General features: G+C 55.0%; 23 protein-coding genes and 1 riboswitch. Of the genes, 14 read left to right on the plus strand and 9 right to left on the minus strand.

Going from position 1 to position 21,072, the window contains the following annotated elements; genetic code table 11:
* Positions 1 to 65 precede the first annotated feature (65 nt).
* Together B9Y90_RS10930 and bioA are read right to left on the minus strand one after the other, a co-directional pair.
* Complete coding sequence (locus tag B9Y90_RS10930; protein WP_039291273.1) at positions 66 to 305, minus strand: hypothetical protein; 240 nt, start codon at positions 303 to 305, stop codon at positions 66 to 68.
* Positions 306 to 467: 162 nt separating this feature from the next.
* Positions 468 to 1,754: an adenosylmethionine--8-amino-7-oxononanoate transaminase gene (bioA, locus tag B9Y90_RS10935; protein WP_139827385.1), complete on the minus strand. Its 1,287-nt coding sequence runs from the start codon at positions 1,752 to 1,754 to the stop codon at positions 468 to 470.
* An 89-nt stretch (positions 1,755 to 1,843) separates the two neighbouring features.
* Here bioA and bioB point away from each other — a divergent pair, with 89 nt between their 5' ends.
* The 6 genes from bioB (at position 1,844) to B9Y90_RS10965 (ending at position 6,421) form a co-directional block, all read left to right on the plus strand.
* Positions 1,844 to 2,884 carry a biotin synthase BioB gene (gene bioB / locus B9Y90_RS10940; protein WP_039291276.1) on the plus strand — a complete coding sequence of 347 codons (1,041 nt, stop codon included), beginning with the start codon at positions 1,844 to 1,846 and terminating at the stop codon, positions 2,882 to 2,884.
* Entirely contained in the window at positions 2,881 to 4,032 is a 1,152-nt protein-coding gene (bioF, locus tag B9Y90_RS10945; RefSeq protein WP_085541232.1) for an 8-amino-7-oxononanoate synthase, read from the plus strand. Before bioB ends, bioF begins: the two co-directional genes overlap by 4 nt.
* Positions 4,016 to 4,774, plus strand: coding sequence for a malonyl-ACP O-methyltransferase BioC (gene bioC / locus B9Y90_RS10950; protein ID WP_085541233.1), 759 nt, complete (start codon positions 4,016 to 4,018; stop codon positions 4,772 to 4,774). Before bioF ends, bioC begins: the two co-directional genes overlap by 17 nt.
* Entirely contained in the window at positions 4,767 to 5,450 is a 684-nt protein-coding gene (bioD, locus tag B9Y90_RS10955) for a dethiobiotin synthase (protein ID WP_085541234.1), read from the plus strand. Before bioC ends, bioD begins: the two co-directional genes overlap by 8 nt.
* Before the next feature lie 176 nt (positions 5,451 to 5,626).
* Positions 5,627 to 5,887: a hypothetical protein gene (locus B9Y90_RS27305; protein WP_071842715.1), complete on the plus strand. Its 261-nt coding sequence runs from the start codon at positions 5,627 to 5,629 to the stop codon at positions 5,885 to 5,887.
* 15 nt (positions 5,888 to 5,902) lie between these two features.
* A complete protein-coding gene (locus tag B9Y90_RS10965) occupies positions 5,903 to 6,421 on the plus strand; it encodes a helix-turn-helix transcriptional regulator (protein WP_085541235.1) in 519 nt (172 codons plus the stop codon).
* Between the two features lie 12 nt (positions 6,422 to 6,433).
* Here the strand turns inward: B9Y90_RS10965 and B9Y90_RS10970 are convergent, their stop codons facing one another.
* Positions 6,434 to 7,144, minus strand: coding sequence for an ABC transporter ATP-binding protein (locus tag B9Y90_RS10970; RefSeq protein WP_039291286.1), 711 nt, complete (start codon positions 7,142 to 7,144; stop codon positions 6,434 to 6,436).
* 789 nt (positions 7,145 to 7,933) lie between these two features.
* Between B9Y90_RS10970 and uvrB the strand changes: the two genes are divergently transcribed.
* Positions 7,934 to 9,949, plus strand: a complete 2,016-nt coding sequence (gene uvrB, locus B9Y90_RS10980; protein ID WP_085541236.1) for an excinuclease ABC subunit UvrB — start codon at positions 7,934 to 7,936, stop codon at positions 9,947 to 9,949.
* A 10-nt stretch (positions 9,950 to 9,959) separates the two neighbouring features.
* Here the strand turns inward: uvrB and yvcK are convergent, their stop codons facing one another.
* Positions 9,960 to 10,868: a uridine diphosphate-N-acetylglucosamine-binding protein YvcK gene (yvcK, locus tag B9Y90_RS10985; protein ID WP_085541237.1), complete on the minus strand. Its 909-nt coding sequence runs from the start codon at positions 10,866 to 10,868 to the stop codon at positions 9,960 to 9,962.
* Positions 10,869 to 11,076: 208 nt separating this feature from the next.
* A riboswitch (molybdenum cofactor riboswitch) is annotated at positions 11,077 to 11,211 on the plus strand.
* Here yvcK and moaA point away from each other — a divergent pair.
* The 7 genes from moaA (at position 11,167) to B9Y90_RS11020 (ending at position 15,300) form a co-directional block, all read left to right on the plus strand.
* Positions 11,167 to 12,189 carry a GTP 3',8-cyclase MoaA gene (gene moaA / locus B9Y90_RS10990; protein WP_039291290.1) on the plus strand — a complete coding sequence of 341 codons (1,023 nt, stop codon included), beginning with the start codon at positions 11,167 to 11,169 and terminating at the stop codon, positions 12,187 to 12,189. It overlaps the preceding riboswitch by 45 nt.
* A 24-nt stretch (positions 12,190 to 12,213) precedes the next feature.
* Positions 12,214 to 12,726, plus strand: coding sequence for a molybdenum cofactor biosynthesis protein B (moaB, locus tag B9Y90_RS10995; protein WP_085541238.1), 513 nt, complete (start codon positions 12,214 to 12,216; stop codon positions 12,724 to 12,726).
* Positions 12,727 to 12,729: 3 nt separating this feature from the next.
* Positions 12,730 to 13,215, plus strand: a complete 486-nt coding sequence (gene moaC, locus B9Y90_RS11000) for a cyclic pyranopterin monophosphate synthase MoaC (protein WP_085541239.1) — start codon at positions 12,730 to 12,732, stop codon at positions 13,213 to 13,215.
* A complete protein-coding gene (gene moaD, locus B9Y90_RS11005; RefSeq protein WP_061276801.1) occupies positions 13,208 to 13,453 on the plus strand; it encodes a molybdopterin synthase sulfur carrier subunit in 246 nt (81 codons plus the stop codon). Before moaC ends, moaD begins: the two co-directional genes overlap by 8 nt.
* Complete coding sequence (gene moaE / locus B9Y90_RS11010; protein ID WP_008456271.1) at positions 13,454 to 13,906, plus strand: molybdopterin synthase catalytic subunit MoaE; 453 nt, start codon at positions 13,454 to 13,456, stop codon at positions 13,904 to 13,906. It begins immediately after the preceding gene.
* Between the two features lie 90 nt (positions 13,907 to 13,996).
* Entirely contained in the window at positions 13,997 to 14,707 is a 711-nt protein-coding gene (locus B9Y90_RS11015; protein WP_008456273.1) for a Bax inhibitor-1/YccA family protein, read from the plus strand.
* A gap of 185 nt (positions 14,708 to 14,892) precedes the next feature.
* Complete coding sequence (locus tag B9Y90_RS11020; protein WP_039291296.1) at positions 14,893 to 15,300, plus strand: YbhQ family protein; 408 nt, start codon at positions 14,893 to 14,895, stop codon at positions 15,298 to 15,300.
* Here the strand turns inward: B9Y90_RS11020 and B9Y90_RS11025 are convergent.
* The 5 genes from B9Y90_RS11025 to cecR are packed head-to-tail and all read right to left on the minus strand — an operon-like array spanning position 15,262 to position 20,932.
* Positions 15,262 to 16,368, minus strand: coding sequence for an ABC transporter permease (locus B9Y90_RS11025; protein ID WP_039291298.1), 1,107 nt, complete (start codon positions 16,366 to 16,368; stop codon positions 15,262 to 15,264). The two genes, B9Y90_RS11020 and B9Y90_RS11025, sit on opposite strands and share 39 nt — an antisense overlap.
* Before the next feature lie 10 nt (positions 16,369 to 16,378).
* Complete coding sequence (locus B9Y90_RS11030) at positions 16,379 to 17,518, minus strand: ABC transporter permease (protein ID WP_085541240.1); 1,140 nt, start codon at positions 17,516 to 17,518, stop codon at positions 16,379 to 16,381.
* Positions 17,505 to 19,253 carry an ATP-binding cassette domain-containing protein gene (locus B9Y90_RS11035; protein ID WP_085541241.1) on the minus strand — a complete coding sequence of 583 codons (1,749 nt, stop codon included), beginning with the start codon at positions 19,251 to 19,253 and terminating at the stop codon, positions 17,505 to 17,507. Before B9Y90_RS11035 ends, B9Y90_RS11030 begins: the two co-directional genes overlap by 14 nt.
* Positions 19,240 to 20,247, minus strand: a complete 1,008-nt coding sequence (gene hlyD / locus B9Y90_RS11040) for a secretion protein HlyD (RefSeq protein ID WP_085541242.1) — start codon at positions 20,245 to 20,247, stop codon at positions 19,240 to 19,242. The genes B9Y90_RS11035 and hlyD overlap by 14 nt, the downstream gene beginning before the upstream one ends.
* Positions 20,237 to 20,932: a transcriptional regulator CecR gene (cecR, locus tag B9Y90_RS11045; RefSeq protein ID WP_085541243.1), complete on the minus strand. Its 696-nt coding sequence runs from the start codon at positions 20,930 to 20,932 to the stop codon at positions 20,237 to 20,239. The genes hlyD and cecR overlap by 11 nt, the downstream gene beginning before the upstream one ends.
* Positions 20,933 to 21,072 lie beyond the last annotated feature (140 nt).

A 21,072-nucleotide genomic window follows, 5' to 3' on the forward strand; every position in this document is an offset into this window, starting at 1 on the left:
CGATTTGTGCAAATCGGCTTCAGAAAGAGGGAAGAGGGCATTATCCGAGGATGAAAAGAGAGGGGTTAATCTTTTTCTACGGTGTACTGGCCGTCTTTCTTGCGAATAATATATTTGTGGTCACTGTCGCAGGAGACGGTAAGTGAACCCCCGAATGCGGCGGGGTACACGCTGTTCACGGTATCGCACTGATACCCCGCCTGGCGAATCACTGACTGCGACTCCGCTTTTAGCTGGGGCGAGCCGGTATCGGCCAGGGCGTTGCCTGCTATCAGGCAGAAGCTGAGTACAACGGTTCTCTTCATTTCTGTCTCTCTGTGATGTGAATCTGGTGAAAGGTTAATCGGCAGCGAGACGGGAAGGGATTAATAACTTAACTGGATTTATTTGTGTAAATTCATTCCAGAAAACGATTAGAGAAGGGGAGACCAGGCCGGCGAGCGATACCGGCCCGGTTGAGTCGGAAACTAGCGGAAAAACTCAGGATTTTTTACCGCCTGTGTGACGGCCAAAATTAATTTTTCCAGCTGCTCAGGGCTGATGATGTAAGGCGGCATCAGGTAAATCAGACGGCCGAACGGCCGGATCCACACACCCTGTTCGACAAAGAAACGCTGCAAAGCGGCCATATCCACTGGCCTGCGTGTTTCTACCACGCCAATAGCCCCCAGCACACGCACGTCGGCTACGTTTTCGTTCGCCGTGAGCGGCAGCAAACCTTCCCGAAGCTGATGTTCAATCGCAGGGACCTGTTGCTGCCAGTCACCTTCCGCCAGGAGCGCCAGGCTTTCACTGGCAACTGCGCAGGCCAGGGGGTTACCCATAAAGGTTGGGCCGTGCATAAAGCACCCGGCTTCACCGTCGCTGATGGTTTCCGCAACGTGGCGGGTGGCCAGCGTCGCGGAGAGCGTCATCGTGCCCCCGGTCAAGGCTTTGCCGAGACACATGATGTCCGGTGAAATACCCGCGTGGTCGCAGGCAAACAGTTTCCCGGTGCGGCCAAAGCCCGTCGCGATCTCGTCGGCAATCAGAAGAATTCCCTCCCGGTCGCACATGCGGCGGAGGCGGCGCAGCCATTCTGGGTGGTAAAAACGCATTCCGCCCGCGCCCTGGACGACAGGCTCCAGAATAACGGCGGCAATTTCTTCGCGATGTGCGGCCATCAGGCGTGCAAACGGCACTATATCCATCTCGTCCCACTCATCACCAAAGCCGCACTTCGGCGCCGGGGCAAAGAGATGTTCAGGCAAATAGCCCTGCCACAGGCTGTGCATCGAGTTATCGGGGTCGCAGACCGACATCGCGCCAAAGGTATCGCCGTGATAGCCGTTACGGAAGGTCAGAAAACGTTGACGAGGCTGGCCCTTGGCGTGCCAGTACTGCAGCGCCATTTTCATGGCGACCTCAACCGCGACCGAACCGGAGTCCGCCAGAAACACACATTCCAGCGGGGCAGGCGTCATCGCGACCAGCTTGCGGCACAGCTCAACGGCCGGTGGATGAGTGATCCCGCCGAACATCACGTGCGACATGCTATCAATCTGGGCCTTCATTGCCTGATTCAGCCGCGGGTGATTGTAGCCATGGATAGCCGCCCACCAGGAAGACATACCGTCGACAAGCATTCGCCCGTCATCCAGTTGCAGCTCGCAGCCCGATCCGGCAACAACGGGATAAACCGGGAGCGGCTGGCTCATAGAGGTGTACGGGTGCCAGATATGTCGCTGGTCGAACGCTAAATCATCAGGGGTCATAGGGTGACTTGTAAACCATTTGAAAAACATTTAGGTTTACGAGTATAACGTCAATCGATTTCTCATAACACCCCTTTTGGAGAGGCCCCATGGCTCACCACGCACGCTGGACAATGTCGCAGGTCACTGCTTTATTTCAAAAACCTTTGTTGGATCTGTTGTTTGAAGCGCAGCAGACACATCGCCAGCATTTCGATCCCCGTCAGGTACAGGTCAGTACCTTGCTGTCGATCAAAACCGGCGCATGCCCGGAAGATTGTAAGTATTGTCCCCAAAGCGCCCGCTATAAAACTGGCCTGGAGGCTGAACGCCTGATGGAAGTTGAGCAGGTACTGGACTCCGCCCGCAAGGCTAAAAACGCGGGTTCGACCCGTTTTTGTATGGGGGCCGCCTGGAAGAACCCGCATGAACGCGATATGCCTTACCTTGAGCAGATGGTGCAGGGCGTTCGCGCTATGGGACTGGAAACCTGTATGACGCTGGGTACGCTGACCAATGAACAGGCGCAGCGTCTGGCCTCCGCAGGGCTGGACTATTACAACCACAATCTGGACACCTCCCCGGAATTCTACGGCAACATCATCACGACCCGAACCTATCAGGAACGTCTGGACACGCTGGATAAAGTCCGTGATGCGGGCATAAAAGTTTGCTCCGGTGGAATTGTCGGCCTGGGTGAAACCGTCACCGACCGCGCCGGGTTGCTGCTGCAATTAGCGAATTTGCCAACGCCACCAGAAAGCGTACCTATCAATATGCTGGTGAAAGTTAAAGGCACGCCGCTGGCGGATAACGAAGACGTGGATGCTTTTGATTTTATTCGTACCATCGCGGTGGCACGCATCATGATGCCAACCTCCTACGTGCGCCTTTCCGCAGGCCGTGAACAGATGAGCGAGCAGACGCAGGCGATGTGCTTTATGGCCGGGGCAAACTCCATTTTCTACGGCTGTAAACTGCTGACGACGCCGAACCCGGAAGAGGACAAAGATCTGCAGCTGTTCCGCAAGCTGGGGCTCAATCCGCAGCAAACCACCACCGAAATGGGCGACAACGAACAGCAGGAGCAGCTCGCCGGGCAGATTCTCAACGCTGATACCGACAATTATTACAACGCGGCGGCGGTATGAGCTGGTCACAGCGAATATCCGCGGCTTTAAGCGAACGGCGGGCCAGCGCCAGCCTTCGCACCCGGCAGGCCAATACGCTCGGTAACGGGCGTATCTTCTCGGCCAACGGTCGGGAATATTTAAATTTTTCCAGTAACGATTATCTGGGGTTGAGTCATCACCCTCAGATTGTGGAGGCCTGGCAAAAAGGCGCGACGCAGTTCGGCGTTGGCAGCGGCGGCTCTGGCCACGTCACGGGGTATAGCCGTGCACATCAGGCGTTTGAGGAACAACTGGCGGATTGGCTCGGCTTTGAGCGAGCGCTGTTGTTTATTTCCGGCTACAGCGCGAACCAGGCGGTGATCTCCGCGTTGGCGCAAAAAACGGACACGCTTATCGCCGATAAACTTTGCCATGCCTCAATGATGGAAGCGGCGATGCAAAGCCCGGCTCAGCTACGTCGATTTCATCACAACGACGTTCAGGCCCTTGCCACGCAACTGGGTAAACCGCATGAAGGTGAACAGCTTGTCCTGACTGAAGGTATCTTCAGCATGGACGGGGACAGCGCGCCGCTGGCAGAAATTGCGCAGGTAACAAGACAGGCTGGCGGCTGGTTGATGGTCGACGATGCGCACGGTATTGGTGTCCTCGGCGAAGAAGGGCGTGGCAGCTGTCATCTGCAAAAAATCAAACCGGATATTCTTGTCGTCACCTTTGGCAAAGCGTTTGGCGGCAGCGGCGCGGCGGTATTGTGCGACGAAGACGTTGCAACTTACCTACTGCAGTTTGCCCGCCACTTGATATACAGCACCGCTATGCCGCCGGCGCAGGCCGTCTCGCTTCAGGCTGCGTTAAAGGTGGTTCAGCAGGGCGACGAGTACAGAGCAAGGCTGGCTGAAAATATTCAGCATTTTCGTCAGGGAGCCACCCGGCTCTCGCTGAATCTGGCGGATTCTGGCAGCGCTATACAACCGCTGATAGTGGGTGAGAATCAGCGCACGCTGGATCTCGCCTCCCGCCTGAAAGAGCGGGGCTTCTGGTTAACCGCCATTCGCCCACCTACAGTTCCCCCCGGCAGCGCCCGCCTGCGCATCACCCTCACGGCAGCCCATACATCTGATGATATAGACGCATTGCTGGAGGCACTTTATGACGCAGCTTGTTGATAAAGCCGCCGTCGCCGCAGCGTTTAGTCGGGCTGCAGGCAGCTACGAGCGTTTCGCCGAGTTGCAGCGTATCTGTGGTGATAATCTGCTGGCCGAGCTGGAAAACCGCCGCACCGTAAGCGTGCTGGATGCTGGCTGCGGCACCGGCTGGTACAGCCGAATTTGGCAGGAAAGAGGAAGCGAAGTGCTGGCGTTGGACATCTCGAAAGCGATGCTGGAGCAGTGCCAGAAAACCCAGTCGGCGCATCGTTTTCTTGAGGGGGATATCGAGTCTGTTCCGTTAGCGAATGAACAGGTCGATCTGGCGTGGAGCAACCTTGCCGTCCAATGGTGCAGCGATCTGCAGCAAGGCTTATCCGAGCTTTACCGCGTGACAAAACCGGGTGGCTGCGTAGCATTTACTACGCTTGCGGCAGGTTCACTGCCTGAACTGCACGAGGCCTGGCGCGGGATTGACGAACGGGCGCATGCCAACCAGTTTTTAGCCGTGGCCGAAATAGAACAAGCGTGTCAGCCATGGCGTTACGTATTAACCAGCCGCACCGTAAGCCAGCGCTTTCCTGACGTCATGAGCGCCATGCGTTCGCTAAAAGGCGTTGGGGCAACACACCTGCACGATGGTCGCAAAAACACTCTGCTGACGCGTGGTCAACTGCAGCGGCTGAGCGAAGCGTGGCCCCGGCAAGATGGGCAGTTCTCCCTTAGCTGGCAGATAATTTTTGGAGTAATTGAACGTGATTAAAAAATGGTTCGTGACCGGGACCGACACCGAAGTCGGGAAAACAGTCGCCAGCTGCGCGCTGCTCCAGGCGGCGAATACTGCCGGGTATCGCTCCGTGGGCTATAAGCCTGTGGCTTCTGGCAGTGAAATGACGCCTGAAGGCATTCGTAACAGCGACGCGTTAGCGCTGCAGCGCAACAGTTCGGTCAACGTGTCCTATGAGGAGATCAATCCGCTGGCTTTTCTTGAGCCAACCTCTCCACACATCATTAGTGCTGAGGAGCAGCGTCCAATCACCTTTTCCGTAATGTCTGCAGGCCTGGAAAATCTTACCGGAAAAGCCGACTGGATCCAGGTTGAAGGCGCGGGAGGCTGGTTCACGCCGCTATCAGACACCACGACATTTGCCGAATGGGCCATCAGTGAGCAACTGCCTGTCATTTTGGTGGTGGGTGTGAAGCTTGGCTGCATTAATCATGCGATGCTCACGGCGCAGGCGGTACTGGCTGCCGGTTTACCGTTAGCTGGCTGGATTGCAAACGGTGTTCAACCCGCAGGAAAAAGGCACGCGGAATATCTCGCCACGCTCAAACAACGGCTGCCGGCCCCGCTGCTGGGAGAGATCCCCAGGCTTGAGGATCTCAGCGATCAAACCGCGCTTGGTCACTACCTCGATCTCTCCGTTATTACGATCTAAGCCGTAAGGTGACGGTAACAAAAGCCACACCCGCAGCAAAGCCTCGGGGTGGTTCCCGCTTTAGCATTTCCCCCACAGACAAAGATTCATTCCAGCCGGGACCTTCTATAAAGTACTTCCTACTTTTGGTTGTCATCAGACAACCTTTATGAGATGCTTTTTTAGCCGGAGGAGATATGGCCAGAAAACGGCACCCGCAAAAAGAAATTGAAGCAGCTTTAAGCTATGCCGAATTTCAGGGATGGCGGGTAAAAGAGGGCGGTTCGCACTGTTGGGGAAAGATTTATTGCCCATGGAACGATAAAACATGTCGATGCGGGGAGTTTTGCATCAGCTGCGTCTGGAGCACGCCTCGTAACGCTGAGAACCATGCCAGACAAATTCGCAGGCTTGTGGATGGATGCGCTAACAGGGCATCACACAGCGTTCTGCATTAACAAGGAGAAGGCACCATGGCGGGATTCACATTCACGCTTGTTTTTACCTTACCTGAAGGAAAAAAAGATCCAGAGAAGTGGGTTGCTGCGCTGGGCGCAGGAGGGTGTGATGATGCCCTTGTTGGCATCGGTGTGACGGGGCGCATCGCCTTGAACTTCATCCGCGAGGCTGACACTGCAGAAGACGCTTTGCTGAGTGCGCTGACGGACGTTTCAGGCATTATTCCTGGCGCGTTATTGGTTGAAGCTGCCCCTGATTTAGTGGGCTTGAGTGACATCGCGGAACTGTTAGGCGTGTCCCGGCAATATATTCGTAAGGTCATGGTTTCCCGGGAGGCATTTCCAGCCCCGGTACACGATGGCAAGACCGCTTTGTGGAATCTCGAAGCGGTGTTGTGCTGGATGAACAGCGCTGGCGTGAAGTCCATACCTTCCCCTTTGCTGGATATTGCAAAAGTGACACGGCAGTGCAACCTGCATCGGGCGATGACGGATCTCAACCCAGTCTTTCAGGCAAAGCTGAAAAACTTATAGCAGAGACTCCGTTCAGGTTTCTAGCCAGCCCGCAACGAGCTTGTCGTCCAACTGAGCGACATTCCCTTGTGCGACATTCCGGCCTTTATGCAACAGGCAAAACTTGTCTGCTACCCGGCGAATAAAAGACAGCCGCTGCTCGACCAGCAAAATGGTCAGGCCGAAATCGTGGTTTAAGCGCCGAATGAGATTGCCCATTTCCGTGATGAATCTCTGGCCTCTACCGAAAGTTGGCTCATCCAGTATCAGCAGCTTAGGTTCTAAAACCAGTGCCCGGGCAAGCGCTAACTGTTGCTGCATATCTCCACTAAGTTCGCCGCTTTTTACCTGCCGTAGGCTATAGAGCTCGGGAAACAGGTCATCAATCAGCGCAGGAATGGCCCGGGGGGCCTGATGGCCTGCCATCATCGCTATCTGAAGGTTTTCCTCAACGCTAAGCTGAGAGAAAATGCGTCTGTCCTGGGGAACATAGCCGATTCCAAGCGCAGCTCGCCGCTCAACGGGTTTATTGACCAGATCCTCAGGTGGTTGTCCCGCCTGTTGCCACAACATACTGCCGCTTTGTACTGGTAAATAGCCAGTAATGCAGTTTACGAGCGTGGTTTTTCCCTGGCCTGGAGCACCAATCACGCAGGTGCATTCTCCCGGGGTCAGTTCGAGATCCAGGTTCCACAGTATGTGATGGTCACCGTAGAACTGATTAACAGCGCGTAAGCTAAGCATGGCTCATCTCCTTGGTTGGGGAGTCGTTTCCCCCTGGATATGCTGCAATTAGCTTGCCAGCTTGGTGATAACGCCTGAAAGCATCGTGCTCTTCAGGATAAAACTGAGCATTGGCTCCCTGAAAGGGTGGAGCCGGTATGCAAGATTGAACTTAGCTGCACCTGACAGGTGCTAAAAAGAACGAATTTGGTGCAAGAAAACGCCTTTTAACCTCAGGATATATCTCAATTTCGGGATCTTGCTCAATATGGCCGGGTATAGCGAAATCGAATGAATAAAAGCAAAAAATTTAGCGAAATTTTTTTTTCGCCTCTGGCACAGAAAGATCAGGGATTTTTCCGAGTGGCTAAGCAAAAGGGCTGGATGCAGTTATCCACCATTCCTGTGGATAACCTTGTGTATTAGAGTTAGAAAACTTGGCGAAAGCGAGAGCGGGCGCGGCCTGCGGCCAAATTGTCGCGAAACCGGTCTTTGTGAAATATTCATTTGAATTCAAGTTGTTAAATAAAATCAACTACTGCAATAAAACTGTCAAACATTCGGCCAGAGGTTTCCTTACCTCCCTTGACAAATGTTAAAAGGTGAAAAAATTTGGGGATAACCGGCAGCGGCTGGAGATTTATCTGGCGAAGGGGCAAATTATGGGCAAACAAAGTGGCACAAAGCAGCCGTTAGCAGGCTTAGTAAAAATGAGAACTGGTGTTTTATACAGTTTTCTACTGGCAAAAATCCCGCTGCCGGGTAAAATTACTCTCCGGCCCGCTCGTTTCTTCATCAGGTAGCCCGTTCATGAGTAAAGCGTTCAAACTGAATTCCGCATTTAAACCTTCTGGCGACCAGCCTGAAGCTATCCTTCGCCTGAAAGACGGGCTTGAAAACGGACTGGCACACCAGACGCTGCTGGGCGTGACGGGGTCGGGCAAAACCTTCACCGTAGCAAACGTGATTGCTGACCTTCAGCGCCCAACGATGGTGCTGGCGCCAAACAAGACGCTGGCGGCGCAGCTGTACGGTGAAATGAAAGAGTTCTTTCCGGACAATGCGGTTGAGTTTTTTGTCTCTTACTACGATTACTACCAGCCTGAAGCCTATGTGCCGAGCTCGGACACCTTCATTGAAAAAGATGCATCGGTGAACGAGCACATTGAGCAGATGCGTCTGTCGGCGACCAAAGCGTTGCTTGAGCGCCGGGACGTTATCGTGGTGGCATCCGTGTCGGCAATCTACGGTCTGGGCGATCCGGACCTCTACCTGAAGATGATGCTGCACCTGACGAAGGGAATGATCATCGATCAGCGGGCGATCCTCCGCCGTCTCACGGAGCTGCAATATACGCGTAACGATCAGGCTTTCCAGCGTGGAACGTTCCGGGTTAGAGGGGAAGTGGTTGATATCTTCCCGGCGGAATCAGACGATCTTGCGCTACGCGTGGAGCTGTTTGACGAAGAAGTTGAAAGGCTGTCGCTGTTTGATCCATTGACCGGGCAAATCGATCAAACTATTCAGCGTTTTACCATCTACCCTAAATCGCACTACGTGACGCCACGCGAGCGTATCGTGCAGGCGATGGAAGACATCAAAGTTGAACTGGCCGAGCGCCGAAAATTCCTGCTGGAAAATAATAAACTGCTGGAAGAGCAGCGCATTGCCCAGCGTACTCAGTTTGATCTCGAAATGATGAACGAACTGGGTTACTGCTCGGGCATTGAAAACTACTCTCGCTTCCTGTCCGGGCGGGGGCCTGGCGAACCGCCTCCGACGCTTTTTGACTATCTACCGGCGGATGGCCTGCTGGTGGTGGATGAATCCCACGTCACCATTCCGCAAATTGGCGGCATGTATCGCGGTGACCGTGCCCGTAAAGAAACGCTGGTGGAATACGGTTTCCGACTGCCGTCAGCGCTGGATAACCGCCCGTTAAAATTTGAAGAGTTTGAAGCGTTGGCCCCGCAGACCATTTATGTTTCAGCGACGCCGGGCAACTACGAGCTGGAGAAATCCGGCGATGACATCGTTGACCAGGTTGTTCGTCCTACGGGGCTGCTCGATCCGGTGATTGAAGTGCGTCCGGTGGCCACGCAGGTAGACGATTTGCTCTCTGAAATTCGTAAGCGGGTGGCAATCAACGAGCGTGTACTGGTGACGACGTTAACCAAGCGGATGGCGGAAGACCTGACTGAATATTTAGAGGAGCACGGTGAACGCGTGCGCTACCTGCACTCAGATATCGATACCGTAGAGCGCATGGAGATTATCCGCGATTTGCGTCTCGGTGAGTTTGACGTGCTGGTGGGGATAAACCTACTGCGAGAAGGCCTTGATATGCCGGAAGTGTCGCTGGTCGCTATTCTGGATGCGGATAAAGAAGGTTTCCTGCGTTCTGAGCGCTCGCTGATTCAGACCATTGGCCGTGCGGCGCGTAACGTTAACGGCAAGGCGATTCTCTATGGCGATAAAATTACGCCGTCGATGGCGAAAGCGATTGGTGAAACCGAACGCCGCCGTGAGAAGCAGCAGCGCTACAACGAAGAGAATGGCATTACGCCGCAGGGTCTGAACAAGCGTGTGGTAGATGTTCTGCAGCTTGGCGAAGGCATGGCGAAGACCAAAGGACGGGTTAAAACCAAAGCGCGCAGCGTGATTGAAGAAGATGAAGTTGTGCTGACGCCGAAAGCGCTGCAGCAGAAAATTCACCAGCTTGAAAGCAAAATGCTGGAGCACGCGCAGAATCTTGAGTTTGAAGAGGCGGCGCAGATTCGCGACCAGCTTCACAAGCTGCGCGAACTGTTTATCGCCGCCTCATAAGTAGCAAAGTTTATCCGAGCTGCTGCACGGCCTGCTCGAGGGCAGCTCGCAGCAGCTGGCGGTCGTGGCGATACCTTATATCGCTCGCTTCCAGCGGCTGTTGAATCACCAACCTGTCGGCCACTTCGCTGACGTCGACATGCGGGCCCACCAACACGGCATCAATAACGCGTTTTCCGATATGCTGCTCCATCAGCTCAAGTTTTTGGCGCAGGGAAAGGCTGGCCGCAGCGGGGCTTAGCTCTTTGCCCAGATTACCGATATACACCATTGGCGCTGGCGTGCGGCGCAGCGCCTGATCCATCTCTTCAAGCAGCAGAATTGGCATTAGACTGGTGTAAAAACTGCCGGGGCCAATCAGAATTAAATCGGCCTCAGCGATGCTCTCTATGGCTTCTCGGGTGGCCGGGACTTTCGGGTAGACCGCCAGATCCTGCGGTGGATTAAGCAGCTGGTCGATACTCACTTCGCCATACACGGCGTTGCCCTGGTCGTCGGTAGCCATTAAATCAACCGGATGTTCCGACATCGGAATCAGCTGCGCATCAACCTTCAGCAGATTACGAATTAAATTGATTGCCTCCAGAGGGCGCACGCTGAGGTGATCCAGGGCCTTTAACATCAGGTTTCCGAGGTTATGGCCTGAAAGTTCACCGTTACCGCCAAAACGGTACTCAAACATTGTCGATGCCACGCTTGGTTCGGTGATCAGCTGGTTCAGGCAGTTGCGCATATCTCCCCAGGCAATTCCACCTTCAGAGCGTCGAATGCGTCCGGTTGAGCCGCCGTTGTCGGTCGTGGTGACGATGCCGGTTAAACGTGAGCCAAGAGTGGAAAGGGATGACATGACGCGACCCAGGCCGTGTCCACCGCCGAGCGCGACAACCCGATCAAGATCTGCAAGCGTGCGATTACGCATAGAAAAGATAATCCTTAAGAGGCATACAGGCGCTTAAGGTAGCGTAAAAGCGCTAAAAAGACGATTCTTGCTCTGTGGATAATGATGCATATCAAAGTAAAAGTTAGCTTTTTAAGTACTCTGTAGCGAAATTAAGCAATCATCTCGTTATGTATGGATTTATATAGCGAAAACTGATATAGCGCGAAGCCAGATGTCGCGCTACTATCGCAGTAACACACACTCAAGCCCTGGTACCTAAGTCACAAGATAAGGTGCCCTGGCCGCAGCCCCTGAGGTTGCCAGGGTGCAGGAAGAAATGACTGCATCTCCCGTATTTGGAAAGGTGTATTCAGTGTCCCAGCTTACCGATGCTTTTGCGCGTAAGTTCTATTACTTGCGCTTATCAATTACCGACGTCTGCAACTTTCGCTGCAGCTATTGCCTGCCTGATGGCTATAAGCCGCACGGTGTAGCCAATAAAAGCTTCCTCAACGTCGATGAAATCCGCCGCGTTACCCGAGCTTTCGCTGCTCTGGGTACCGAAAAGGTGCGCCTGACAGGCGGGGAACCTTCTTTGCGCCGCGACTTTACCGAAATCATCGCCGCGGTGCGTGAAAACGCATCTATTCGCCAGCTTGCGGTGACGACCAACGGCTATCGGCTGGCCCGGGATGTTAACGCCTGGCGTGATGCGGGGCTGACCGCCCTGAACGTGAGCGTCGACAGCCTGGACGCTCGTCAGTTTCATGCCATTACCGGCCAGGATAAATTTCGCCAGGTGATGGAAGGCATTGACGCGGCTTTCAGCGCGGGTTTTGAGCGAGTAAAAGTGAACACCGTGCTGATGCGCGACGTAAACCACAATCAGCTCGAGACCTTCCTGGCCTGGATCAAACCGCGCCCCATCCAGCTCCGCTTTATTGAGCTGATGGAAACCGGCGACGGCGGCACGCTTTTCCGCAAACACCATATTTCCGGCCAGACCATTCGTGACCAGTTGCTTGAGCGTGGCTGGGTTCACCAATTGCGTCAGCGCAGCGACGGCCCCGCTCAGGTCTTCTGCCATCCCGACTATGAAGGTGAAATCGGGCTCATCATGCCGTATGAGAAAGATTTCTGTGCCAGCTGCAACCGGCTGAGGGTTTCGTCCATCGGTAATCTTCACCTTTGCCTGTTTGGCGAACAGGGGATTGCGCTGCGCGATCTGTTAGCGGATGACGCCCAGCAAAATGAACTGGAAGGGCGTATCTCTTCCGCGCTGGCACAAAAAAAACAAACGCATTTCCTGCATGACGGTAATACCGGCATCACCCAAAATCTGTCGTATATCGGCGGCTAGAGCCTGCCCACAAGGAGAATATCGATGAGTCAGGTAAGCGCAGAGTTTATCCCGGCACGTATTGCTATTTTGACGGTGTCCAGCCGTCGTGGTGAAGATGACGACACTTCTGGTCACTATCTGAGTGAGGTCGCCACGGAATCGGGGCATCAGGTGGTAGACAAAGCCATCGTCAAAGAAAACCGTTATGCCATCCGGGCCGCAGTTTCGCAGTGGATTGCCGATGAGCAGGTTCAGGTGGTGTTGATCAACGGCGGCACCGGGTTTACCGACGGAGACCAGACGCCGGAGGCGCTTCTCCCGCTGTTTGACCGGGAAGTTGAAGGCTTTGGCGAGCTGTTTCGCATGCTCTCGTTTGAAGAGATTGGCACCTCTACGCTGCAGTCACGTGCCGTTGCGGGCATGGCGAACAAAACGCTGATTTTCGCCATGCCTGGCTCAACGAAGGCCTGCCGCACCGCCTGGGAAAATATCATTCAGCCTCAACTGGATGCCCGTCAGCGCCCGTGCAATTTCCACCCACATATTAAGAAGTAAGTTATGTCGCATTTGACCCATATTAACGCCGCCGGGGAAGCACATATGGTGGACGTGTCCGCCAAGGCTGAGACGGGTCGTGAGGCCCGCGCAGAGGCGTTTGTTACCATGCAGCCGGCAACGCTGGCGATGATTGTCGACGGCAGTCACCACAAAGGTGACGTTTTTGCCACCGCGCGTATCGCGGGGATCCAGGCGGCTAAACGCACCTGGGAATTGATCCCGCTTTGCCATCCGCTTTTATTGAGCAAAGTAGAAGTGCAGCTTGAGGCTCAGACCGAGCAAAACCGCGTCCGCATCGAGTCCGTGTGCCGCCTTACGGGAAAAACCGGCGTAGAAATGGAGGCATTGACTGCGGCCTCCGTCGCCGCGTTGACCATTTATGATATGTGCAAGGCCGTACAAAAAGACATGGTTATCGGCCCTGTACGTTTGCTGGAAAAAAGCGGCGGAAAATCCGGCGATTTTAAGGTGGAAAACGATGCTTAATGTTCTGTTTTTTGCCCAGGTACGCGAACTGGTCGGCTGCGATAGCCTGACGTTGGATGAAGCTTACGGCGATGTGGAGCAACTGCGTGCGGCTTTGGCCGACAGAGGCAGCCGCTGGGCGCTGGCGCTGGAGTCCGGCAAGCTGCTGGCCGCGGTCAATCAAACGCTGGTGAGCTTTGATCATCCGCTGGCGAAGGGTGATGAAGTGGCCTTTTTCCCACCGGTGACCGGAGGTTAAATGGACAGCACCCGTATCATTGTTGGCCGTGAGAATTTTAACGTCGGCGAAGAGTATCAGTGGCTTTCTCAGTGCGATGAAGACGGCGCAGTCGTGACCTTCACCGGCAAAGTACGCAATCATAACCTTGGTGACAGCGTGAGTGCCCTGACGCTTGAACATTATCCGGGCATGACCGAAAAAGCGCTGGCTGAGATTGTCGCCGAGGCCAGAAGCCGTTGGCCGTTGCAGCGAGTGACGGTGATCCACCGCATCGGCGAACTGTGGCCAGGCGATGAAATTGTCTTTGTCGGCGTGACGGGCGCGCACCGCAGTTCGGCGTTTGAAGCCGCCCAGTTCATCATGGATTACCTGAAAACACGCGCCCCGTTCTGGAAACGTGAAGCGACCGCCGAAGGCGACCGCTGGGTTGAAGCCCGGGACAGCGATAAACAGGCGGCTAAACGCTGGTAGGCTACGCGGTCTGCGGGATGTGTTAATCTTAAAGCGGGTGAGCCAAACAGCTCGCGTCAGAAGCTTAATTCACAACACAGAGGAAGCATCATGGACCGATTCCCGCGTCCCAATGAGACTATCGTGCAGCGTGCCAATACGGGCCTTCAGACCTTTATGGCGCAAGTTTACGGCTGGATGACCTGCGGTCTGCTTTTAACCGCCTTTATCGCGTGGTATGCGGCGAATACCCCGGCGGTGATGGAGTTTGTCTTCTCCAGTAAAATCACTTTCTTTGGTCTGATCATCGTTCAACTGGGGCTGGTATTTGTGCTCTCCGGCATGGTGCACAAGCTGAGCGCCGGCGTGGCAACCTCGCTGTTTATGCTTTACTCGGCGCTGACCGGGTTGACCATGGCGAGCATTTTCCTGGTTTATACCTATTCGTCTATCGCCAGCACGTTTGTAGTGGCGGGCGGGATGTTTGGCGCCATGAGCCTCTATGGCTATACCACCAAACGTGACCTGAGCGGCTTCGGCAACATGCTGTTTATGGCGCTGATCGGGATTGTGCTGGCTTCGCTGGTTAACTTCTGGCTGAAAAGCGATGCGCTCATGTGGGCCATCACCTACATCGGCGTGGTGGTGTTTGTGGGCCTGACCGCGTACGACACGCAGAAACTGAAAAATATCGGCGAACAAATTGATACCCGCGACGCGCAAATGCTGCGTAAGTACTCAATTCTGGGTGCTCTGACGCTGTATCTGGACTTCATCAACCTGTTCCTGATGCTGCTGCGTATCTTCGGCAACCGCCGCTAATCTTCGCATTCCCTCTCCTTCGGGGGGAGGGAGTTTCCCCGCAGTTTTGCTTTTCCTCGCGCGACTTTTACCTGCCTGAACGGAAATATATTGCAATATCTGTCACAAAAAGGGGGCGTATTGAGGAAATTTCCGTACACTTGCGTACTCTGATTAACAGGAAGAAATACTCCAGGAGATAAAACATGAAGTGGCAACAACGTGTAAGAGTGAGAACCGGACTGGGTTGCTGGCAGATTATGCTGCATCTTGCGGTGGTCGCTGCGCTGCTCGTTGGCTGGAAAACCGCGACCCTGATCCCCGTGGGCGTAGGGCTGTGCCTGCTTTATGTCGCCACCGTGGTGATGATGTTTATCTTCCAGCGTTTTCACACTGGCCTGCTGCGTGATATCGGTGACTTCCTTGAAGAGCTCACCACTACCTGGTATTTCGGTAACGCTATGATTGCGCTGTGGTTGCTGTCGCGCGTGGTGCAGAGTCACCTGATTCTGGCGCTCGCCGGCCTGGCAATGCTCGCCGGGCCAGCTATCTTCTCTCTGCTCGCGAAAGACAAATCACGCAATCTTACGCCTAAACATCCAGTACGCCGCTGAACCCGTTGTGGCCGCAATTACCAGCAGCGGCCACAAACTCTGCCAGACAATCCCAAAGCTCGCATCCTTCAGGTAAATCTGTTTCGTAATGTCGGTAAAATGGCGAATCGGGTTTATCCACGTTAAATCCTGCAGCCACACCGGCATGTTTTCTACCGGCGAGACATAGCCAGAGAGCAGGATCGCCGGCATCATAAAGACAAATACGCCAATAAACGCCTGCTGCTGGGTTGAGCAAAGGGCGGAAATCAGCAGCCCGAACCCCACCAGCGACAGTCCGTAGATAATCATCGTGAAGTAGAACAGCAGCAGCGAGCCGGAGAAGGGGATGTGATACCCCCAAATCCCTACCGCCAGCACAATGGTGGCCTGCACCAGCGCGACAATCTGCGCGGGAACCGCTTTGCCAATAAAAATTTGCCAGGTGGCCAGGGGAGAAACCAACAGCTGATCGAGCGTGCCTTGCTCGCGTTCGCGGGCAACCGAAAGGGAAGTCACAATCATCACGCCGATGGTGGTAATCATCGCAATCAGCGACGGTACCACAAACCATTTGTAATCGAGGTTAGGGTTATACCAGTTGCGAATAGTCAGCTCGCTGTTGTTGGGTTTGGGCTGGCCGGTCATCAGCTCTTGCTGATAGTTATTGACGATTTGCTGGAGATAATTCGCCGCAATCTGCGCGCTGTTTGAGTTACGCCCGTCGAGCAGAATTTGCAGCTTCGCCGGATTCTGACTGGCAATATCACGCGAGAAATTCGCCGGGAAGCGAATCAGCAGCAGCGCTTTTTGGTTGTCTATTGTCGGCTGTACCTCCTGCGGGCTTTTCAGCAGCAGCACGTGACTGAAGGCGCTGGCGCGGGCAAAGCGCTGGGTTAGCTCAATCGAGTGGCTGCCGTTGTCTTCGTTATAGATAGCGATGGTGGCATTGGTGACCTCGAGCGTGGCGGCAAACGGGAACAAAAGCACCTGCAGCAGCACCGGCAAAATCAGGATGGCGCGGGTCTGCGGTTCGCGCAGCAGCGACTGCAGCTCTTTGCGAATCAACGTCCATAAACGATAAAACATGCTTTCTCCCTTAATCGAGCCGACGTTTGGTTTTCAGCGCCGTCAGGCCGATAAACATCACCGCCGAGGCAATCAAAAACAGCGTGTTGACGATCAACACCGAGGTGATGTTCCCCGCCAGGAACAGGCTTTGCAGGGTGCTGACGAAGTAGCGCGCCGGGATGACGTAAGTCACCGCCCGGATAATCGCTGGCATGCTGTCTATCTGGAAAATAAAGCCCGACAGCATGATGGACGGTAAAAATGCGGCGTTCAGCGCGACCTGCGCGGCGTTAAACTGGTTACGCGTAATGGTGGAGATCAGCAGCCCCATGCCCAGCGTGCTGAGTAAAAACAGGCTGGTGATCAGAAACAGCAGCACCAGCGAGCCGCGCCACGGAACGCCGAGAATAAACACCGTCACCAACATACAAAGCAGCATGGCTAACATCCCTAAAACATAATAGGGCACCAGCTTGCAGAGCAGCAGTTCGGTCTTTGTCACCTGTGTGGAAAGCAGGGCCTCCATGGTGCCGCGCTCCCACTCCCGCGCCACGACCAGAGAGGTCAGGATCGCGCCAATGACCGTCATGATGATGGTCACCGCGCCGGGAATAATAAAGTGCTGGCTGATGGCCGCGGGGTTAAACCAATAGCGCAACTGCACGTCGATTAGGGGCTCAAAATGCTCCCCGCGATCTTCCGCCCGCTGCTGTTGCCAAAGCTGCCAGATCCCCTGCATATAGCCCTGAACAAAGTTAGCCGTATTGGGCTCGCTGCCGTCGGTGATCACCTGAATCGGGGCCGTCGCGCCGGGGCGGGCCATGTTCTGGGCAAAGTCAGGAGGAATAGTCACCATGCCGCGAATTTTCCCGGCCTGCATCAGCTGAATCAGCTGCTCGCGGTTATCGCTGATGGTGGGCTCAATAAACGGCGAGGCGCTGATGGCATGGGTGAAACCCAGCGCGTCTTCGCTTTGCTGCTCAATCAGCACGCCGACGTGAAGGCGGCTGGAGTCCAGGTTAATGCCGTAGCCGAAGATAAACAGCAGCAGAAGTGGGATAACTACGGCGATTAACCAGCTGCTGGGGTCGCGTACAATTTGCCGGGTTTCTTTCACGCACAGGGCGCGGACGCGGCGCCACGATATCCTTTGGCTATGTTCGCTCATCGCTGTGCTCCTTATCCCATTCGTGAATCAGCCCGATAAACGCCTGCTCCATGGTGGGGTCGGGCGTGTTGTCATCCGCTATCTGCTGCTTCAGGTCGTCCGGCGTGCCGCTGGCAATCAGCTTGCCCCGGTATACCAGCCCGATGCGGTCGCAGTATTCGGCCTCATCCATAAAGTGAGTGGTCACCATCACCGTCACACCTTTCTCTACCATGCTGTTGATATGCAGCCAGAACTCGCGGCGGGTAATGGGATCCACGCCGGATGTCGGTTCGTCGAGAAACAGAATATCCGGTTCGTGCATCAACGAGCAGGCAAGCGCCAGCCGCTGCTTAAAGCCCAGCGGCAGAGAATCTGTCGTGCTATTGGCGATAGGCTGCAGCGCAAACGCCTCGCTCATGCGGGCAATTTTGTCCTGCTGGGCTCGGCCACGAAGGCCATAAACGCCGGAGAAGAAACGGAGGTTTTGTGCCACCGTCAGGTTGCCGTAGAGGGAGAATTTTTGCGCCATGTAGCCCAGGTGCTGACGTGCTTTGCCGGAGCTGGTTTTCAAATCCATATCCAGCACCAGCGCTTTGCCCGAAGTGGGGACTAACAAACCGCACATCATCTTGAAGGTGGTGGACTTGCCGGCGCCGTTGGGGCCAAGCAGTCCGAAGATTTCACCGCGTTTAACGGCAAAGTTAACGTGGTCGGTGGCGGCAAAGTCGCCGAACTTTTTGGTTAACTCTTCGGCCTGAATCACCGTCTCGCCGGACTCGCCGTCAACGGTATGAAGAATATTGCCCAGCGGAGATTCGTTCGCGGCGGCGCCACCCAGTAAATCAATAAACGCGTCTTCAAAGCGCGGGTCGGTTTCTTTTAGGCTGGATTCGGGCACGTTCAGAGCATTTGCCAGCTCGTTCACTTTCGCCTCTTTGGCAAGGATCAGCCGCACCGAGCGCCCTTGAATCACGCCGTCGCTGACCTGCGGCAGCTTCAGCGCGCGCTGAAGTAGCTGGCGATTATTCTCTTGCTCGTGGCTGACCAGCAGTGAACGTCCGGCCATCTTCTGCGTCAGCGCTTTCGGCGCGCCGTGATAGAGCAGCTCGCCTTCGTTCATCAGCAGAATTTCCCGGCACTGCTCGGCCTCATCGAGATACGATGTGCTCCAGAGGATCAGCATGCCTTCGCCCGCCAGCTCGTGCACCATTTGCCACAGTTCACGCCGGGATATGGGGTCAACGCCTACGCCAGGTTCATCCAGCAAAAGGACTTTTGGCTGGCCGACGAGCGTGCAGGCGAGGCCAAGTTTTTGCTTCATCCCACCTGAGAGTTTGCCCGCCAGCCGTTCGGTAAACGGCCCGAGAGAGGTGAATTCCAGCAGCCGGGCAAAGGTGCTTTTACGCTGCTCCCCGGTCACGCCGCGCAGGTCGGCATAGAGCGTCAGGTTTTCCATTACCGTTAAATCTTCGTACAGGCCAAATTTCTGCGGCATGTAGCCCAGTTCTGCGTGCAAAGCGCGGTCGTCTTTAATCGGGTTCAGGCCGATCACTGAGGCACTGCCTTCGCTCGGTTGCAGTAGCCCTGCCAGCATCCTCATTAACGTGGTTTTCCCCGCGCCGTCCGGGCCGACCAGGCCGGTTACAGCCCCCGCATGAATTTCGCAATCCAGGCTGGCGACGGCCGGTTTTTCAAGGCCAGGGAAACGCTTCACCAGCCCCTGCAGGCGAATGACCGCGTCATTGCTGCTCATGCTGAGTTCCACCGTTGAATTTCACCGTAACGGGCATGCCCTGACGCAGCGCGTCATCTGCATCGGTCACGATAATGCGTAAGCGGTAGACTAAATCCGTGCGCAAATCCGGGGTTTCAACGGTTTTCGGGGTGAACTCCGCCGTCGGAGATACAAATCCCACTTTGCCATGGTAAGGCTTGTCCGGGCGGCCATCGGTATAAATCAGCAGCTCGCTGCCGGGTTTGGCCTGCCCGAGATTAGTTTCGTCGATATAGGCGCGAACCCATACCGGGCGAGTGAGCGACAGGGTGAGAACCGTGCTGCCCGCGTTTAGCATGCTGCCTGGCTCAACCGCACGGGTCAGCAGCGTACCGTCAGAAGGCGCAATCAGCGTGGTATCCTGCAGATCTAGCTGCGACTGAGCCAGCTGCGCTTTGGCTTGCTGAAGGCTGGCCTGCGCCTGAGCGATTTCCTGAGGGCGGTTGCCGCTGCGGTACTGGCTGAGCTTATCCTGGGCGGCTTTCAGCGTGGCTTTTGCCTGGTCGCTGGATGAGCGGGCGTTGGCTAAATCATTCGCTGAGATGGTTTTGGTTGCCCACAGACCTTGTTGGCGCTGGTAGAAGTTTTGCGCGTAATCATAGGCTGCCTGCGCCTGGTTTACCTGTGCCGCCGCCTGGGCTATTTCTTCATCGCGGTAGCCAGCAATAATCAAATCGTATTTGGCCTGGGCGGCCGCAACGTTGGCTTCAGCCTGGCGCAACGCGTTTTCAAAGGGCGCTTTATCTATCAGCCCCAGCGGTTCACCGGTTTTGATCGCATCACCTTCATCAACCTCAAGCGCCGCGAGTCGTCCTCCCACGCGGAAACTCAAATTAACGGTGCGGATATCCACGTTGCCGTAGAGCGTTAGCTCGCTGTTTTGCCGGCTCTGATACCATTTCCAGCCGCCAAATGCCGCAGCCACGAGCGCTACAATCACAATCACGGCAATCACCGGCTTCTTATTGTTCATCACTAGCGTTTCCTCTGTTTAAAGATAATCCCTGCAGGATGAAATCAACGTGGCTCAGCACCACGCGGCTTATTTGTTGCACCTTGGCCTGGTCAAACTGAGGCCAGCCGGTGCGCAACAGAATCGTTTCTCGTCCAAGCCGGAAGGCCAGCACCTGGCCGAGCAGCGTGTGGGTATGCAAAATAGTGTCGGTATCAAAGTGATCTCGCCCGGTGTAATGCGCCACCAGCGTGGTGAGCAGGGTGTGCATCGGGTCGATAACCTGCTGGTGAATAAGCTGATAAGCGGCGGTCGGGGAAAGCTGTTCGCGGGAGATAAATTTGCTCAGGTTGAGCGTGTCGTCGGCGGTCAGCAGGGCGATCATTTGCCCGAGGGCGGTATGAATAAGATGCCGTATTTTCTCTTTGTCCGGTTCGGGCTGGCACAGCAGGGCTTCTGCGCGGGCAACATGCTCGTGAAAGTTACCGCTAATGAAGTCGGCAATCCACTGGGCGGAAGCCATATACAGCGCTTCTTTGGAGCCAAAATAGTAGGTGATCGCGGCAATATTTTGCCCGGCTTGAGCGGCGATATCTCGCGTCGTGGCATGCATGCCATATTCTGCGAATTGCGCGATGGCGGCGGTGATTAGCGTGTTTTTAGCCTGCTCTCCGCGGCTGGTGACGGGCGTCGGCGAAGGTGCCATACCGACCTCTTAAAATGTTAATCAATCGATTGATTAAGAGTAAGCAAAGTTATCAACCCTGTCCAGCACAAGGCTTTATTCTGCTGATGAGGCGGAAAGTGAGAATTTATGCGGAAGATCACAAAAACTGCTACACTGCA

This window comes from Cedecea sp. NFIX57 (assembly GCF_900177785.1).
Lineage (GTDB): Bacteria > Pseudomonadota > Gammaproteobacteria > Enterobacterales > Enterobacteriaceae > Cedecea > Cedecea neteri_C.

Coding starts and splice junctions, on each gene's coding strand:
- B9Y90_RS27305 (WP_071842715.1), top strand. CDS start 5,627: ATGGCCAGAAAACGGCACCCGCAAAAAGAAATTGAAGCAGCTTTAAGC.
- uvrB (WP_085541236.1), top strand. CDS start 7,934: ATGAGTAAAGCGTTCAAACTGAATTCCGCATTTAAACCTTCTGGCGAC.
- B9Y90_RS10965 (WP_085541235.1), top strand. CDS start 5,903: ATGGCGGGATTCACATTCACGCTTGTTTTTACCTTACCTGAAGGAAAA.
- B9Y90_RS11015 (WP_008456273.1), top strand. CDS start 13,997: ATGGACCGATTCCCGCGTCCCAATGAGACTATCGTGCAGCGTGCCAAT.
- bioA (WP_139827385.1), bottom strand. CDS start 1,754: ATGACCCCTGATGATTTAGCGTTCGACCAGCGACATATCTGGCACCCG.
- hlyD (WP_085541242.1), bottom strand. CDS start 20,247: ATGAACAATAAGAAGCCGGTGATTGCCGTGATTGTGATTGTAGCGCTC.
- bioC (WP_085541233.1), top strand. CDS start 4,016: ATGACGCAGCTTGTTGATAAAGCCGCCGTCGCCGCAGCGTTTAGTCGG.
- B9Y90_RS11035 (WP_085541241.1), bottom strand. CDS start 19,253: ATGAGCAGCAATGACGCGGTCATTCGCCTGCAGGGGCTGGTGAAGCGT.
- B9Y90_RS10970 (WP_039291286.1), bottom strand. CDS start 7,144: ATGCTTAGCTTACGCGCTGTTAATCAGTTCTACGGTGACCATCACATA.
- B9Y90_RS10930 (WP_039291273.1), bottom strand. CDS start 305: ATGAAGAGAACCGTTGTACTCAGCTTCTGCCTGATAGCAGGCAACGCC.
- moaC (WP_085541239.1), top strand. CDS start 12,730: ATGTCGCATTTGACCCATATTAACGCCGCCGGGGAAGCACATATGGTG.
- bioF (WP_085541232.1), top strand. CDS start 2,881: ATGAGCTGGTCACAGCGAATATCCGCGGCTTTAAGCGAACGGCGGGCC.
- B9Y90_RS11025 (WP_039291298.1), bottom strand. CDS start 16,368: ATGTTTTATCGTTTATGGACGTTGATTCGCAAAGAGCTGCAGTCGCTG.
- yvcK (WP_085541237.1), bottom strand. CDS start 10,868: ATGCGTAATCGCACGCTTGCAGATCTTGATCGGGTTGTCGCGCTCGGC.
- moaD (WP_061276801.1), top strand. CDS start 13,208: ATGCTTAATGTTCTGTTTTTTGCCCAGGTACGCGAACTGGTCGGCTGC.
- B9Y90_RS11020 (WP_039291296.1), top strand. CDS start 14,893: ATGAAGTGGCAACAACGTGTAAGAGTGAGAACCGGACTGGGTTGCTGG.
- moaE (WP_008456271.1), top strand. CDS start 13,454: ATGGACAGCACCCGTATCATTGTTGGCCGTGAGAATTTTAACGTCGGC.
- cecR (WP_085541243.1), bottom strand. CDS start 20,932: ATGGCACCTTCGCCGACGCCCGTCACCAGCCGCGGAGAGCAGGCTAAA.
- bioB (WP_039291276.1), top strand. CDS start 1,844: ATGGCTCACCACGCACGCTGGACAATGTCGCAGGTCACTGCTTTATTT.
- moaB (WP_085541238.1), top strand. CDS start 12,214: ATGAGTCAGGTAAGCGCAGAGTTTATCCCGGCACGTATTGCTATTTTG.
- moaA (WP_039291290.1), top strand. CDS start 11,167: ATGACTGCATCTCCCGTATTTGGAAAGGTGTATTCAGTGTCCCAGCTT.
- B9Y90_RS11030 (WP_085541240.1), bottom strand. CDS start 17,518: ATGAGCGAACATAGCCAAAGGATATCGTGGCGCCGCGTCCGCGCCCTG.